Origin of the sequence: Candidatus Pelagibacter sp. (genome assembly GCF_052049815.1) — a bacterium.
GTDB lineage: Bacteria > Pseudomonadota > Alphaproteobacteria > Pelagibacterales > Pelagibacteraceae > Pelagibacter.
The window spans coordinates 23,519-39,332 of sequence record NZ_JBNGZG010000009.1 but is presented as its reverse complement, the minus strand read 5'-3'; the positions used below and the strand labels follow the sequence as shown (position 1 = coordinate 39,332).

Annotated in this window: 16 protein-coding genes; 11 read left to right on the top strand and 5 right to left on the bottom strand. The window is 28.7% G+C overall.

What is annotated here, in order from left to right; genetic code table 11:
* Positions 1-54 precede the first annotated feature (54 nt).
* Genes ACTT9D_RS03110 through ACTT9D_RS03060 form a run of 11 tightly spaced genes read left to right on the top strand, consistent with a single transcriptional unit; the run spans position 55 to position 10,277 of the window.
* Positions 55-834 (top strand): ATP-binding cassette domain-containing protein, encoded by a 780-nt coding sequence (locus ACTT9D_RS03110; protein WP_440930403.1) that lies wholly within the window; start codon positions 55-57, stop codon positions 832-834.
* A gap of 9 nt (positions 835-843) precedes the next feature.
* Positions 844-2,178, top strand: coding sequence for a 3-phosphoshikimate 1-carboxyvinyltransferase (aroA, locus tag ACTT9D_RS03105; protein ID WP_440930402.1), 1,335 nt, complete (start codon positions 844-846; stop codon positions 2,176-2,178).
* Complete coding sequence (cmk, locus tag ACTT9D_RS03100; RefSeq protein ID WP_440930401.1) at positions 2,175-2,834, top strand: (d)CMP kinase; 660 nt, start codon at positions 2,175-2,177, stop codon at positions 2,832-2,834. Before aroA ends, cmk begins: the two co-directional genes overlap by 4 nt.
* Positions 2,821-4,551, top strand: coding sequence for a S1 RNA-binding domain-containing protein (locus ACTT9D_RS03095; protein ID WP_440930400.1), 1,731 nt, complete (start codon positions 2,821-2,823; stop codon positions 4,549-4,551). The genes cmk and ACTT9D_RS03095 overlap by 14 nt, the downstream gene beginning before the upstream one ends.
* A gap of 13 nt (positions 4,552-4,564) precedes the next feature.
* Positions 4,565-4,852, top strand: coding sequence for an HU family DNA-binding protein (locus ACTT9D_RS03090; RefSeq protein WP_440930399.1), 288 nt, complete (start codon positions 4,565-4,567; stop codon positions 4,850-4,852).
* A complete protein-coding gene (gene pyrF / locus ACTT9D_RS03085; protein WP_440930398.1) occupies positions 4,845-5,516 on the top strand; it encodes an orotidine-5'-phosphate decarboxylase in 672 nt (223 codons plus the stop codon). The genes ACTT9D_RS03090 and pyrF overlap by 8 nt, the downstream gene beginning before the upstream one ends.
* A complete protein-coding gene (locus ACTT9D_RS03080) occupies positions 5,513-6,133 on the top strand; it encodes a phosphoribosylanthranilate isomerase (protein WP_440930397.1) in 621 nt (206 codons plus the stop codon). Before pyrF ends, ACTT9D_RS03080 begins: the two co-directional genes overlap by 4 nt.
* A gap of 10 nt (positions 6,134-6,143) precedes the next feature.
* Positions 6,144-7,334: a tryptophan synthase subunit beta gene (gene trpB, locus ACTT9D_RS03075; protein WP_440930396.1), complete on the top strand. Its 1,191-nt coding sequence runs from the start codon at positions 6,144-6,146 to the stop codon at positions 7,332-7,334.
* Positions 7,327-8,127, top strand: coding sequence for a tryptophan synthase subunit alpha (gene trpA, locus ACTT9D_RS03070; RefSeq protein WP_440930395.1), 801 nt, complete (start codon positions 7,327-7,329; stop codon positions 8,125-8,127). The genes trpB and trpA overlap by 8 nt, the downstream gene beginning before the upstream one ends.
* A 1-nt stretch (position 8,128) precedes the next feature.
* Entirely contained in the window at positions 8,129-9,055 is a 927-nt protein-coding gene (locus tag ACTT9D_RS03065; protein ID WP_440930394.1) for an acetyl-CoA carboxylase carboxyltransferase subunit beta, read from the top strand.
* On the top strand, positions 9,012-10,277 hold the full coding sequence (locus ACTT9D_RS03060; protein WP_440930393.1) for a bifunctional folylpolyglutamate synthase/dihydrofolate synthase: 1,266 nt from the start codon (positions 9,012-9,014) through the stop codon (positions 10,275-10,277). Before ACTT9D_RS03065 ends, ACTT9D_RS03060 begins: the two co-directional genes overlap by 44 nt.
* Here the strand turns inward: ACTT9D_RS03060 and ACTT9D_RS03055 are convergent.
* The 5 genes from ACTT9D_RS03055 to ACTT9D_RS03035 form a co-directional block, all read right to left on the bottom strand.
* The gene (locus ACTT9D_RS03055; RefSeq protein WP_440930392.1) at positions 10,274-10,594 is read right to left on the bottom strand and encodes a thioredoxin family protein; all 321 of its coding nucleotides are present in this window, start codon (positions 10,592-10,594) and stop codon (positions 10,274-10,276) included. The genes ACTT9D_RS03060 and ACTT9D_RS03055 overlap by 4 nt on opposite strands.
* Before the next feature lie 113 nt (positions 10,595-10,707).
* Positions 10,708-11,850, bottom strand: a complete 1,143-nt coding sequence (locus ACTT9D_RS03050) for a DUF2130 domain-containing protein (protein WP_440930391.1) — start codon at positions 11,848-11,850, stop codon at positions 10,708-10,710.
* A complete protein-coding gene (locus ACTT9D_RS03045) occupies positions 11,847-13,934 on the bottom strand; it encodes a hypothetical protein (protein WP_440930390.1) in 2,088 nt (695 codons plus the stop codon). Before ACTT9D_RS03045 ends, ACTT9D_RS03050 begins: the two co-directional genes overlap by 4 nt.
* Positions 13,934-14,350: a hypothetical protein gene (locus ACTT9D_RS03040; RefSeq protein WP_440930389.1), complete on the bottom strand. Its 417-nt coding sequence runs from the start codon at positions 14,348-14,350 to the stop codon at positions 13,934-13,936. The genes ACTT9D_RS03045 and ACTT9D_RS03040 overlap by 1 nt, the downstream gene beginning before the upstream one ends.
* Complete coding sequence (locus tag ACTT9D_RS03035; RefSeq protein ID WP_440930388.1) at positions 14,351-15,814, bottom strand: exonuclease domain-containing protein; 1,464 nt, start codon at positions 15,812-15,814, stop codon at positions 14,351-14,353. It lies immediately after the preceding gene.

The window sequence follows — 15,814 nt, the reverse complement described above, 5'->3', positions numbered from 1 at the left end:
ATATAAAAATTTATATGAAAGACAATAAAAAAATAAAAATAAAACCTGAAATCAATGTCAGTAATTAAAAAATTTAGAATAACAAAAATAAAAAACGCAAAACCATTTATTTCTTTAAAAAAGATTTCTCTGTCGTTTAAAAAAAATCATTTAATTTTAGATAATATCAATTTAGATATTGCAAAAGGTCAAGTTATAGGATTACTAGGACCAAACGGGGCTGGTAAATCATCTCTAATAAATATTATTACAGGCCAAATAAAGCCAAATTTTGGAAAAATATTAATTAATGGGCAAGATATATCATCCCATCCCATCTATAATAGAACAAAAAAGTTCAAAATTTCATTAGTTCCTCAGACTGGAGGATTTTTTTCAGATTTAAACACTGAGGATAACTTAAACGCAATTGGAGAAATTTTAATTAAAGATAAAAAAAAAAGAAAATTTAGAATTGAAAATTTAATATCAAAATTTGAGCTTGATGCTGTTAGAAAAGTTGAAGCGAAATTTTTAAGTGGTGGTATGAAAAGAAGATTGGTAATTAGCATGAGCTTGTTGGGTGAGCCTGAACTACTATTGATGGATGAACCATTGGCTGCGTTAGACCCACAGACTATTCAAATGTTACAAACAATTATAGTAAAATTACAAACAGAGTTTAATTTAACAATAATTATTACCGATCACCAAGCGAGAGATTTATTAACTGTATGTGATAAAGCAATTATACTTTCTAATTCTAAAATCGTTGCCGAAGGCACACCTAATCAACTAATCCAAAATGAAAATGCAACAAAATATTATTTTGGTGATAATTTTAAATTCAAATAAAAAATATTTGTGAAAAATACTGTAACTATTAACAATAAAATTAAAAGTTATAAAAATAAAAAGATCTTTTTACCAGGAGATAAATCAATAAGTATACGGTTTGTATTATTATCTTCTCTAGCAAATGGAAAATGTGTAGCAAAAAATTTACTGCTCTCAGAAGATGTAATTAATACAATAGAGTCTGTAAGAAAATTTGGGATTAAAATAAATTTGAATAAAAAAAAATGTGAAATTTTTGGCAAAGGTTTATTTGGATATAAATACAAAAAAAATATAATTTTGAATGCTGGTAATTCAGGAACATGCGCCCGCTTAATGATTGCAAATATCACGGATACTAAGTATCCAATTAAAATTGTTGGAGATAAATCTTTGTCAAAAAGAGATATGACAAGAATTATTTTTCCACTTGAAAAAATTGGTGTATCATTCAAGAAAAATAATGGAAAATTACCTTTAACAATTAATAAATCAGAAAATTTAAAACCAATTTATTATCAAGAAAATTTAGGATCCGCACAGTGTAAATCTGCTGTAATTTTAGCTGCCCTCAAAACAAAAGGGTTAACTAAAATAAAATCGAAAATTTCTAGAAATCACACTGAACTGATGCTCAAACATTCTCTAAAATATCCTATAAAATATATTAAAAAAAAATCACATGATCTTATTGAAATAAGCGGAATGAAAAACTTTAAGTCTTTTAATTATACTATACCAAGTGATATTTCCTCAGGAGCTTTTTTTATTGTATTAACTTTACTAGGAGAAAATTCAAATTTAGTGCTCAAGAACATAAATACTAATGAAACAAGAACTGGAATTGTAAATATTTTGAATGCTATGGGTGCTAATATTAAATTTTTAAATACCCGAAAAATTAACGGTGAAAAAGTTTCAGATATATTTGTTCAATCAAACAAAAATCTAAGAAGTATAAATCTTAACCCAAAAATGAATAGCTCAGCAATAGATGAATTTATGTTAATTTTTTTAGTTGCAGCAATCTCTAAGGGAATAAGTACTTTTAAAAATTTATCTGAACTTAATAAAAAAGAGTCGAGAAGACTTGATATTAGTATAAATATCTTAGATCAAATTGGTGTTAAAGTAAAAAAAATAAATAAAAATGGTATTAAGATTTGGGGAAATCCAAATTTACGAATAGAAAAAACTATAATCGTTAAAAATTTTATGAAAGATCATAGAATTTTTATGGTCTCAGTAATTGCAGCACTAGTGCTTGGTGGAAAATGGAAAATCAATGATCCATCGTCAATTAATACATCGTTTCCTAATTTTTTAAATTTGATAAAACAACTTGGTGGAAAATTAAATTGACAAATAGGATTAAAATAGCAATTGACTCACCTGCCGCTGCTGGTGCTGGGACAATGGCTAAATTGATATCAAAAAACTATAATCTAGCTCAGTTAGATACTGGAAAAATTTATCGTTTAATCGCTTATTACAAAATCAAATATCCGAATAAATTTAACCTAAAATTTTTAAAAAAAAAAATTTATAACCTTAAGATAAGTCAATTGAGTAACAAAACATTACTTAATGATGAAATTGGATTACAAGCATCTATTGTTGCAAAAAAAAAATCTATAAGAAAACTTGTTCACACTTTTCAAGTAAATTTTGCTTATAACCCACCTAAAAAATTTAATGGAAGTTGTTTAGATGGTAGAGATATTACTTATAATATAGTTCCAGATGCTGATATTAAATTATTTATCACTGCTTCTTTAAAAGTAAGAGCTACAAGAAGATATAAAGAGCTCAAAGCATTAAAAAAAGATGTTTCTTTTAAAGAAGTGCTCAAAAGTATAAAAAAAAGGGATGAAAATGACTATAATAGAAAAATTTCACCTTTGGTAAAAACTAGAGATTCCTTCTTGATTAATACTACAAATTTAACTAAAAGAGCCAGTTTTTTAAAAATAAAAAAAATTATAGACAGAAAACTAATAAAAAATGGAAATTTATAAAGACGTATCCTCAGGTCAATCAAAAGAATTCGCTGAACTTTTAAATAGTCAATTTTCTAAAAATAAAATTGAAGAAGGAAAAATTATTGAAGGTACAATTAATAAAATTACTGAAAAGTTTGTCTTTTTGTTTGTTGATGGATTAAAAAGTGAACCATTAGTTGATAATAATGAATTAAAATCTATGGGCATTAAACTAGACGAGCTTAAGGTGGGAGATAAGTTAAATGTTCTACTGGAAAGGATTGAGGATAAAAACGGTGAAGTTATTGTTTCTGCAAGCAAAGCAAAAAAAATTAAGGGTTGGGATCAGCTAGTTGAAGCATACGAAAAAAAAGAAACAATAATGGGTAAGATTACATCAAAATGCAAAGGTGGTTGCATTGTCGAACACATTGATACGGGATCTTTAATGTTTCTACCAGGTTCACAAATAAGCGATAAACCATTAAAAGATATTTCTCATTTAATGAATGAACCGCAAAAATTTGCCTTGATAAAACTAGACAAAATAAGAGGAAATGCATGTGTTTCTAGAAGAGAAGTTATTTCTTCATTTAAAAAAGAGGATAAAGCAAAAATCATAGAGAGATATAAAGTAGGTGACATTATAAGAGGAGCTGAAGTTAAGGGCTACAGTTCTTTTGGATGTTTCTTTAATGTAAATGGTGAACTTGATGTTTTGGTACACTTACAAGAGATATCATATTCTAGAGTGAACCACCCTAATGAAGTATTTAATGTAGGTGAAAAACACGATCTAAAAGTTATATCAGTAGATAAAGAAAAACTTCAAGTAGGTTGTTCGGTAAAACAATTATCACCTGATCCTTTTGAAAATATAGAAAATTATCAGCTTAATAAATTGTATAAAGTTAAGGTTGTTAAGATTACTGATTTTGGAGCTTTCTGTGAATTAGAACCTGGTTTAACGACTTTGCTTCATTCAAGTGAACTAAGTTGGTCAAAAAAAAATTTATCAACTAAAAAAATTCTTAAAGTTGGAGAGAATATTGATTGTGTAATTACAGAGATAGATAAAGAAAAAAGAAGAATCTCTATTTCACATAGGTTGACTTTGAAAAATCCTTATGAAGAATTAGAAAATAGGTTTCCTGTAGGAACAATCACAGATGGTGTTATTCAAAATAAAAATGAATATTCTTTATTTGTAAAGATTTCTGATATGGATATTGAAGCTTTTTTACATTGCAATGATCTAACTTATTTAAACAATGGCGAAGAAGAGTTAAAAAAATTCAATAAAGGTGATAAAATCAAAATAAAAATTCTAGAAATTAAAAAAGATGAACAAAAAATAAGAGTTGGCCATAGACAAACAATGGCGGATCCTTTTGACTATTTTAAAGATAAATCTTTAAATCAAATTATTACAGTTAAAATTATATCTGCAGACCAAAAAGGTCTAATTGTTAGGCCTGAAGGCTGCGAAATGGATTTTATGATTAAAAAATCGGCTATAGCAATTAATCCGAATGATGCTAGACCTTCAAGATTTACTGGTGGTGAAAAAGTGGATGTTGCAATAGCAGAATTAAACCTTGAAAAAAGAAAAGTTACTTTAAGTATGAGATTGCTTGAGGAAATAGAAAAAAAGGAAGCTTTGGAAAAATATGGTGCTGCCGAAGGTTCAGGAAAACAGCTTCCATTTTCATCATTATCAGAGGATTTGAAAAAGAAAGAAAAGAAAAAATAATTAATTTAGAAATTTGTCTACTGTAAAATCTAAACTTCTAGACCAATTTAAAAGAAATTATCCAAACTTCTATAAAAAAGATTTAGATAAACTTGCCGATATAATCTTTAATGAGATCAAAAAAAGTCTTAAAAGAAGTGAAAGTGTAGAGATTAGAGGATGGGGAAGCCTAAAAGTTAAATTACAAAAAAAATCAATTAGAAGAAATCCTAAAACTGGAGACCTAGTCGAAGTACCAGAAAAAAAGAATATTTTGTGGAAAATGTCTAAAGAAGTATTTAAAAAATTAAATGATGATTAAAAAAATTTTTATCGCTTGTGACACAACAAGCACATTAAAAGCTAAAGAAATAATCAAAAAAACACAAACTTCAAAATTAAAGATTGGCTATAAATTTGGATTAGAATTTTTAAATTCAAAGAATGGAAGAAATTTTATAGGCAAAATTAAAAATCAAACTATTTTCATAGATGCTAAACTACATGATATTCCAAATACATGTGTGTCAGCTGTAAAAGCTTTAAAAGATTTAAATATAAACTATCTGACAATGCACATAAGTTCTGGTTTAGAAGCACTGAAAGCAACAAAAAAGGTTGCAGGAAAAATAAAACTTATTGGAGTAACTATTTTAACTTCATTAGATAATAAATCTTTAAAAGAAATTGGTTTTAATAAAGATGTTAAAAATTTAGTTTTACAACAAGCAAAACTTGCACAAAAAGCAAAATTAGATGCCCTAGTTTGTTCTGCTCAAGAAGTTAAAATTGTAAAAAAAGTTTTCAAAAAAGAAATCATAACACCAGGAATAAGATTTAACACAAATAGCAATGACCAGAAAAGAACATTAACTCCAAAACAAGCATATAAAAATGGAAGTAACTGGCTTGTGATTGGGCGACCTATCACAAAAGGTAATATAAAAAAGAATATTCAAAACCTCATTGATCATTTAGAAAAATGATACAAAATTGTAAAATTTGTGGAGTTAAAGACTCGCAAACTCTAAAGTATATCACTAATCACAAGTACCCTCCTAAGATGATTGGTTTTATTTGTAATTGGCCAAAATCAAGAAGATTTGTCTCTGATGATCAATTAAAAGAATTGTTAAAAATTGATAAAAAAGGAACGTCATATGTGGCTGTTTTAGTTAAACCTGATGATGACACATTAGAAAAAGTTAAAGACCTGCCTTTTGACTATTATCAGCTCTATGATTGTGAGCCCCAAAAAATTAGAACAATTAAAGAAAAATATAATAAAAAAATTATATCTGTTGTGACGGTTGAAGAAGAAAAAGATGTTTTAAAATACAAAGATTTTGAAGATGTTTCAGATGTAATACTATTTGACTCAAAAGGCTATCATAATTCTGTATCTTTTGATCACAACTATCTAGATAAGGTAAACACAAAACTATCTTTAATGATTGCAGGTAATATAAAAATAGAAGATGTGCCAAATTTAAAAGATAAAAACTTTTGTATAGATATGAGTGGAGGACTTGAGACAGAGGGTATCAAAGATACAAATAAAATTGATAAGTTTCTAAATTCAGTACATAATCTAAATTCTTAAAAAAAATAATATGAGCAAGAATTCTTTAAAAACGGGTCCAGACGAACTTGGTTATTATGGAGAAGGTGAAAATGCTATGGGAGGTATTGCAGTTGGAGAAACTTTAATGCCTGCTCTTCATGAATTAAGCCAAGGATTTGAAGAAGCTATAAAAGATCAAGATTTTTTAGATGAATATGCCTACCATTGTAAACATTATATTGGTAGACCCTCGCCGCTTTATTATGCTGAAAACCTAACAAAACATATTGGTGGTGCAAAAATATTATTTAAACAAGAACATTTAAATCATACTGGAAGTCACAAAATTAATAACTCTCTATTTCAAGTTTTATTAGCAAAGCGAATGGGTAAAAAGTATTTGTTATGTGAGAGTGGAGCTGGCCAACATTTTTCTGCTACAGCTGCTGTTGCTGCTAAATTTGGATTACCTTTGGTTGGAATTATGGGAGATGTGGATGTTCAAAGAGTTAATCAAAATATTATCAAAGCAAAACACTACGGTGCTAAATTAAAAGCTGTACCAGGCACTTTAAAAGAAGCAATTACTGAAGCTATTAAAACTTGGACAACTGATCCGGACAGTGCTTATATTTGTGGTTCAGTTGTATCAGCTCATCCTTTTCCAAAAATAGTTGCTTTCGCACAGAGTATAATTGGTAGAGAAATAAGAGAACAATCAATGGAACAAGAAAAAAAAATCCCAGATATGATAATTGGTTGTGTAGGAGGTGGATCTAATTTTGCTGGAGCAATTTATGAATTTTTAGATGACAAAAATGTAGAAAAAGTTGGAGTAGAAGCTGCTGAAACTGCCGCCCTATCACATGGAACACCAGGAATTATGCAAGGTATGAAGACATATTTATTGCAGTCTAATGATGGTGCAAAATCTCTAGGTGGAAATAGTTTAGGTGCAGGTATTCAATATTTTGGTGTTGGACCTTTACATAGTTATTTACATGATCAAAAAGCTGTAACTTATACATCTGCAACAGATGAAGAAATCCTTAATGCATATAAAACAATTGCAAAATATGAAGGAATATCTTCAGCATTAGAACCTATGGCAGGTGCTGCTTACTTGCTTAAAATTGCAAAAGATAAACCAAAAGATTACCTAATTTGTCTATCCTTATGTGGCAGAGGTGAAAAAGATTTAGATACTATTGAAAAACACATAGGAAAAGACTTTGAGTAAGAGATTAGAAAATATTTTTCAATCATCTTCACCAAAAACAAAATTGGTTAGCTATTTTGTTGGCTGCTATCCTGATCCAGATACAAGTTTTGAATTGATCAAACAAGCAATAGATAATGGTGTTTCTATTCTAGAAATTGGTTACTGCACATCAGAGGCATCCGCTGAGGGACCGATTATTAAAAAAGCCCATGATCATGTTTTAGAAAATAATTTTACCTTAAAAGATACAATTAAACTTGTAAAAAAAATTAGAGATTATAATTCTGATGTAGGCATAGTTTTAATGGGCTATATTGCAAATTTATATAAATACCCTATTCCAGCCTTTGTAGATGATATTAAAAAAGCTGGCGCAGATGCAGTGCTAGTAGTTGATGCACCTCACGAATTGAAAGAAGAAAATATTTTAAGAGAAAATTTAAATAAAAATGAATTGTCTTTAATTAAACTTGTGGCACCCACTACAGATGAGCAAAGGCTTAAAGATATAATAAAAATCTCATCAGGATTTCTATATCAAGTTACAGTTACTGGAACGACTGGTCAAAAATCTGCTGATGAAAGTACTGTAAAAAACTTTATTGATAAAATTAAAGCAATTTCAAATATTCCTGTTTGTACTGGTTTTGGAATTAAAACTCCTGCAGATGCAAGAAAAATGGCTAACACCGGGCCATCTGGAGTTATTGTGGGATCTGCATTTGTGAAATATATTCAAGATAATTTGGGGGACAAAAATTTACCACAAAATTTAGGTAAATTTATAAGCAGTTTTGTAAAGGAATTATAATTTGAACTGGATAAATAAAATAATTAAAGCTGGTGAAAACATTAAGAAAGCTTTTCACAAACGAGCTACTAAAGAAGATATTGCTAATAGTGATTGGATGTCTTGCTGTAAGGGACCAAGACTAAAAACTGATTTTGAAAACAACATGTGGGTTTGCCCTGATTGTAACAGACATCACAGAATAAAACCTAAACAAAGATTTGATTATCTATTCGGCAAAGATAATTACGAGATATTTAAAACACCTATCCCTAATGATGATCCACTAAATTGGACAGATTCTAAGTCTTATAAAGATAGATTAAAAAGTGCTAGAAAAAAAACTGGTATGGATTGTGGAATGATGGTGGCATCAGGTTCGATCGACGGTATAAAAATTACAGCTGTCGCTTCAGATTTTGATTTTTTAGGGGCCTCGATGGCAGCTGCTGAAGGTGAAGCTTTTTTATATGGCATTCAACATGCAATAGAAAATCAGACTGCCTTTCTTTGTGTGAGTTCTGGTGGAGGGATGCGTATGATGGAGAGTTTAATTTCTCTCTCACAAATGACTAGAACTACACTTGCAATTAATGAATTAAAAAAAAATAATTTACCCTACCTAGTTTTAATTACAGATCCTACAGCTGGAGGAATTTCCGCATCGTATTCTATGTTGGGAGATCTTCATATTGCAGAGCCAGGTGCTCTAATAGCTTTCGCTGGCGCCCGCGTCATACAAGGCACTGTTAAAGAACAGCTACCAGAGGGATTTCAGAGATCAGAGTACGTTCAGAAAACAGGTTTCGTTGATTTAATTGTAGATAGAAAAGATTTAAAAGAAAAATTAGGAATTTTATTATCAATATTATTAAAAAAGAATTCTGATATAAGTTCTGAAGAAAATGAAACTTCAGAAGATACTCAGTCGCTTTCAAAAACTGCATAAACGCGAAATTGATCTTAGTCTAGATCGTATTAAATCTCTTTGTCAAAAACTTGGAAACCCTCAAGACAAAATGAAAACGATTTCTGTTGTTGGCACTAATGGTAAATTTAGTACCATCGCTGTAATGCATTCTATTCTCAAGGAAGCAAACATAAAATGTAATGTTTATACCAGTCCCCACATTTTAAAAATTAATGAACGTTTTGTATTTAATAGCCAGGAATTAAATGATGATGAACTTGCTGAATTATTTGAAGAAGTTGAAAAAATTAATAACGGTGAAACTGCAACCATCTTTGAAATACTTACTGCTTGTTTCCTATATAAAGCAGCACAGTATCCAAATAATATTAATTTAGTGGAAAGTGGATTATTCCACAGATTTGATGCAACTAATGTTTTTAAGAAAAATCTCGCAAGTGTTTGCTGTGCGATAAGTAGTGACCATAATGATTGGTTGCCAGAAAATGATCGTACAATAGAACGAATTATCTTTGAAAAAACATCATCTTTTTTAAATTCTAATATCATTGTTGCTAAACAAAGAAATAAAGAAACTACGGAATGTATAAAAAAAACTATCTCTACAAATCAATCAAATAAATACTTTTTTAATGAAGATTTTAGTTTCTCTAATGGTGAGAATGGGTTTTGGTATTACGAAGATAAATTTGGTGGACTAAAACTATCTGCACCAAATATTCTTGGTGAGTTTCAATTGGAAAATATATCAACAGCCATAGCTACATTGAGAACCTTGGACCTTGGTATTAATGATAGTCATATAAAAAATGGTATTACTAAGATTAGAAGTATTGCAAGACTTCAGGAAATAAAATCAGGAAAGCTAAAAAATTTGGTTAAGAATAATAAACTTATTGTAGATGGATCCCATAATGAACATGGGTCTGAGGTACTAAATGAATATCTTAAAAGCTTAAATTGTAAAAAACATGTGATTATTGGTATGATGGCCAATAAAGAGCATGAAAAATATATAAGTTACTTTAAAGATATAAGTTCATATACTGTAATCGATATTCCTAATCAATTAAATGCAATCAATGGTATTGATTTAAAGAATAAATTTAACAGTCTATCTAATGTAAAATATCAAGATAGTATTGAGAAAGCTATAAGATCTATCCCTCTTGAAGAGGGAGATCTTATAATAATTACTGGAAGTCTATATTTAGCAGCAGAAGTTCTAAGTTTAAATTAAATATTTTCGTCTAAAAACTCTTTCATTGTTCCTTCTGGGACACCACCAACTTTACGTGATACTTCAACACCTTTTTTATAAACAATGACAGTAGGGACACCACGAATTCCTGCAGCAGAACCAGTATTAATGGCTCCGTCTTCAATGTCTCCATAATAAAAATTAGCTTTATCTTTATACTCTTCCGACAATTTATCCATGACAGGTTTTAAAGCCTTACATGGGCCGCACCAAACTGCCGAAAATTGAATTACAGAAGCGTCTTCATTTTTTATTTTATTTTCAAAATCTTCGTCTTTAAAATCTACAAGTGCCATAATTTTATCCTTTTTATTGTTTCTTAAATTATTTAATTATTACAATTTATTTTATCAACTAATAAATAGAATTTTTTTTTGTTTATTGACAATAAATTTAGTGAAATTTAGTCTTATTCTTCAATCAAGAATTCTTTGTTATCAATATCAAGTATTTCTTCTGATAAACCTGCATTTGATACTAAAGAGGTTATAATGCCATTAATATTCTTTTTACTTTCGTCTAAATTTTTCTTTCTATTTTTTATTTGATTTTCAAAAGATCTTTCGTCTTTATCTATTTGATCACCATCTTTTTTAATGCCATTTAGAATTTTTCTTGTCTGAATTCTAAATTCATTACTGTTTAAATATTTTAATAAATCTTTTAATTTTGATGAAATTTGATCCTCAGATTTATCGTTTGCCTTTCTTTCTGATTGGATGAGTTTTCTTGTAGTCGAAACTAATTGTCTTAAAATAGGATGTTCTGAGCAAATAATAACCCTACCACCCTCTCTTTCTTCAACAAAACCTTTTGATTTTTTTGGCATTACTTTTGTAAAAATAAAACCAACTGTTGCATCTACTTTGGTCATATCATCTAATAATTTTGCTACCCATTTTTCATCAAAATTTAGTACATCTTTAGACTCGTGAAGAATATTTCCCATTGCTTCACCATTAACCATTACTGTCTGAATAACATCAGCGCCTCTTTGTCCTTTTTTAACTTCTTTAAATTTATCTTTCGGAAATTCATTGCTCAAATATTCTTCTAGCAACTCTTCTCTCACTTCACCTTTTCTTTCAACAGGCGATTGACTAGCAGCTCTAGCTGCTTCCTCTGCTTTTTTTCTCATACGATCAATATCGATTTGATGAGCTCTTTTTATCTCAGCCAATTCAGCTTCTTTTTTTAATCTTTCTTTTTCTTGATCTTGTTTTGCTTTAGCTTCTAACTCTTGTCTTTGCTTTTTGTAATATTCATTTGCTTGTTTTTTAATTCTTTCAACTTCTGCAGCTGATTGTTTTTCTACTTCAGCCTTTTGTTTCTTTTCGGCCTCTGATTTTACTTTTTCTATTTGTTTTTCATGTGCTTGTTGTTCTTTTGCTAATCTTTGATTAAATTTATCTTCTATTATTTTTTGTCTTTCTTTAGATTTCTGTTCTTCTTCTTTTTGTAATTTTTTTCTAAATTCTTCAGCCTCATGCTTAATACTTTCCTCTATCGGAAAAACCTTATTACAGTGTGGACATTTTATTTGTTGTTTCATAAATTTTTAAAAGTCTTATAAGAAATACCATTAATTTTTATCTTATTATAGTTTGTAATTTTTTTTGCTATCTCGAGAAATTTTGTTCCTTTTAATTCTTCTGCTTTTTTAAAGTTATATCCATAAATCCAAATATCTTTCAGTTTTTTTAGATGTTTAAATTTAGTTGGCTCAAAATAATCACTACTTAAAATATTTATAACGTTTCCTTCCTTTCGAGTAGTATGGAAAAAATTGTAATAATTTATTTTTTCTAGAGTTTTAATTTTATCAAAATTAGGAAAGTTATGGATTTGAACTATTCTCCTCATATAAAACTGTTCTTCATCTTTACCAGCATAACCTTGATGATCCTCGTAATCTTCTGATGGTTTTTCTTCTTTAATGTCATTAGGCACAATAACTGAAAACTCTTTTAGTTTTTTTGGGTGTAAATTTTTTGGGAAATCTCCAAATGGTTCTCTTAACCAACTATCTATATCAACAGAAAATTTTTCTAATTTAGGCAACTTATATAAATTTTCAAAAAAAGACTTTGCTCCTTTATAATCGATAATGCATTGATTGAGATGTAAATGTTTAAGATTTTTTAATTTAGAGAGAGATGTCCAGTTATTTAAATATTTAATATTTGTAAGAGTTAAACTTTCTATTTCTTTCAATCTTTCAATTTCTTTTAAACTTTTTGAATTTCTTAAATCGATTTTATCAATTGTTATAGATTTTAATTTTTGATCTATTGCATTTCTTAAAAACAAACTTTCTTTGTAATTAGAGTTTACAATTAATTTTCCCTCTTTATCTTTATTCAAATAACAACCATTAATACCCTCAATATTTATTAACACTCTTGTATATTCTTCTCCTTCATCTTCTCTAGCATAACAATGATAATAAACTGGGTATGTACTTTTTTTAACCGGAAAGATAATTTCTGTTAATTTAAAACCAACGTTGCTTTTAAATTGATATCCATCAAAAAGTTTAGCAATTCCTTTAGTAAAATTGATCTCTAATTTTTTATCACTTAGTGTTTTCTTTTTATTTTTTCTATTGAATTTTGGAAGTTCAAGTTCCTGTGGTTCAATATCTTTAATTATACCGATTATAAAGTCTTCAAACTGTTTTTTTCTTATTTGAAATACCTCTTTAAAATTTTCTTTGAAAAGAATCTTCGTTTGTTTTCTTAAAATTTGGAGGGCTTTTGGAAGCCTTTTTGATAAATATTCTCCTGAAAGTTTTTTATTTTTATCAATCTTTAAATTGAAATCAGAATCCAAACTTATATCTAAATCATAACTATCTTCATCTATTTTAAGTAAATAATCTTCAAATATATATTTTGTTGGATAGCAATTCTCATCTAATAGATTACTGAACAATTCAGTATAAGAGAAATTGATATTAGATTGTTGTGGTTCGTTTGTTTCATGAATTACAGAGGATGAAAAACTGGATTGTTTTGCTTTGGTAATTAATCCATAGTTGAATTTTACTAAAAAAAACGGTGTATTATTTTGAAACACTCCATTTTTTTTAAAATATTTTTTATCAATATGATCTTCAATTTCTCCTTTTTCAAAATACTCACCATCACCTAATAATAATCTTAATGGTCCACCATAATCACCCACTGAAATTAATCCTGAATTTGTTTTTAAATCAAATAATTTTATTCTTTTACAGGCTGATTTATCTTTCTTATCATTAAAAAACTGATTATTAAATTCCTCTAAGTCCCAGTAATACGAAATATAACTTTGTATATCATCTTTATAATGTGCATACTCCGCATAGTTTGCATCTGCAAAAATTTTTCTTATTTTATTTTTAGAGTCAACACCAACATAAACTGAATAACCGCCATCTGCTCCATTACTAAATGTAATTGAATTGTTTTTTGAAGCTTTACTATTGCTTAATTCTTTAATGACTTCATCAATTTTAAATGCATCTGATCCAGTTTTAAAATCATTACTTAAATTTTCACATAAATCACCCACGGTAACAGCTGCTGCATCTACAGCATTCATTTCTAATAAATATACATCCGTTATTGGATATGGATCTTTAATTTTTGGCATTAGTGCAAAGTATCATTTTCTTGATCACTTTTTTTTTCTCCTGTTAATTTACGTTCTGTTGGTGCTTCATCCCATTCTTTAAACTCATGAACCCAACTCTTATGATTATTTAATATTTCTTTAGTTGTGCACTCTAAATAATGTCGATAAAGAGGATAACTCAACTGAAATATCATTCGTTGAAGAAGTCTGTATAATAAAAGATAAGCGCAATATCCTAAATCTATAAAACTTTTTCTGGAAGCTTTAAAATAGTTTTCAATTAATTCTTTAGCTAAATTATCCATTCTTTTAATTTCTGTTTGTTCTGTCTGAATTTTATTCTTATCTTTTGATCTATTTATAAAATCAATTATTTCAGCTGATTTTTTCTTTTTGTCTTTTTTACTTTTTCCATTTCCCTTTTTCTTAGTCAATTATGCCTCCAAGTATATTTGTTCTAAATTATCTACATACTCTTTGATGCCATCTAAAAACTTCAATTTTTCATCTTTATTTTTAAAGGCAAACATCTTGTCATCATTTTCATAAATATTTCTCCAATCTTCATGAAAATCTTCAATTGTTGTCCATTTCTCATTATTGTTGCTTAAAATTCTCTCAGCTATTTTTCTTTTAATTTTTTTATGGAGTTCTTTTGGAAGTACCTCTGGTGCTTCGTTATAAATTAACTGTTGTCCAAACCCAATTAACCTTTCATCTTTAAATTTGGATAAAATTCCCAATTTATCTTTCCATGATGCGCTATGAAATTCTTCAAACAAAAATGCATCTTTATTTAGCTTATCAAAACCACCTGAATACAATGTTTCTTCAGGAGCGGGGTCTTCTTGTGTTGCAGTTTCCATTTTTTCTTCTGCATTTTCTCTTAAAATATTCAGAATATCAGTTGAAAACTTTTCGTTAGTTTTCATTAGTTCTGCTCTTTTCATTATAAGATTTGGATCAATCTTATTATAAGGCACAACCTTTATTGAATATTTTTGGTCAATAATAATTGGTGCTTTATTAGAACGAATTGTTCTTAAAAATTTTGGAGACTTTTTCATCTCTCTTTTTAAATCTCCATAATTAAGTTGTTGAATAAGTTCAATATCTGCCTGTAAGTCTACAGCCTGGAACCAACCTTTATAAACTGGATGTTCGCATGCCTTTGGATGAAGTGGTGCAACACAAAATAATTTATGCTTTCCATAAAACGACTCTTGGATTGTAAAAATCTTTTCTTGTTTTATCAAATTTTCAATTATTATCTTATTGCTTGTTTTAAAATACTCAGGCCATAAATCAGGTTGCTTATCTCTAATTAAATTTAATACTTTCACAGTCATGATGGTATCTGCCAATGCGCTATGGGCATCTATAGATTCTATTCCATTTAATCTTGATAAACTCTCAAGCTTCATACTTTTATTGCCTTTGTCATTAAGCTCTGTATTTAAAATATTGTCATTAATTGCAAATGCTGCTCTTACAATATTCAAGGCATCATGCCTGACGTTACCTTCTGTGTTAGTTAAATAAGGTTTTCTCAATGACTTAAAAAATTCTTTTCTTATTACCTCATCGTCGAAATTTATGCTCGAGTACCCCAAGAAAGTAAGAGCGCCATACTTTTTTGCCCAGTTTCTAAAAGTTTGCTCCAATAGGCCAATCATTTGATAATGTGAATAATTACCTTTTGTCAGTAAATCCACATTTGATTTATTGATACATAAAGCCGTTGCGCTTGGCACCCTATCTTTGGGCATTCTACATCTTGCTTCAAATTGGTCTACTTGTTTGAAGTTGCTATCTAATAAAACAGCACCTACCTCTAACATTGTTGCCCAATCAGTTTGAGCACTATCTGTTTCACAATCCCATACTACGTAATGCAT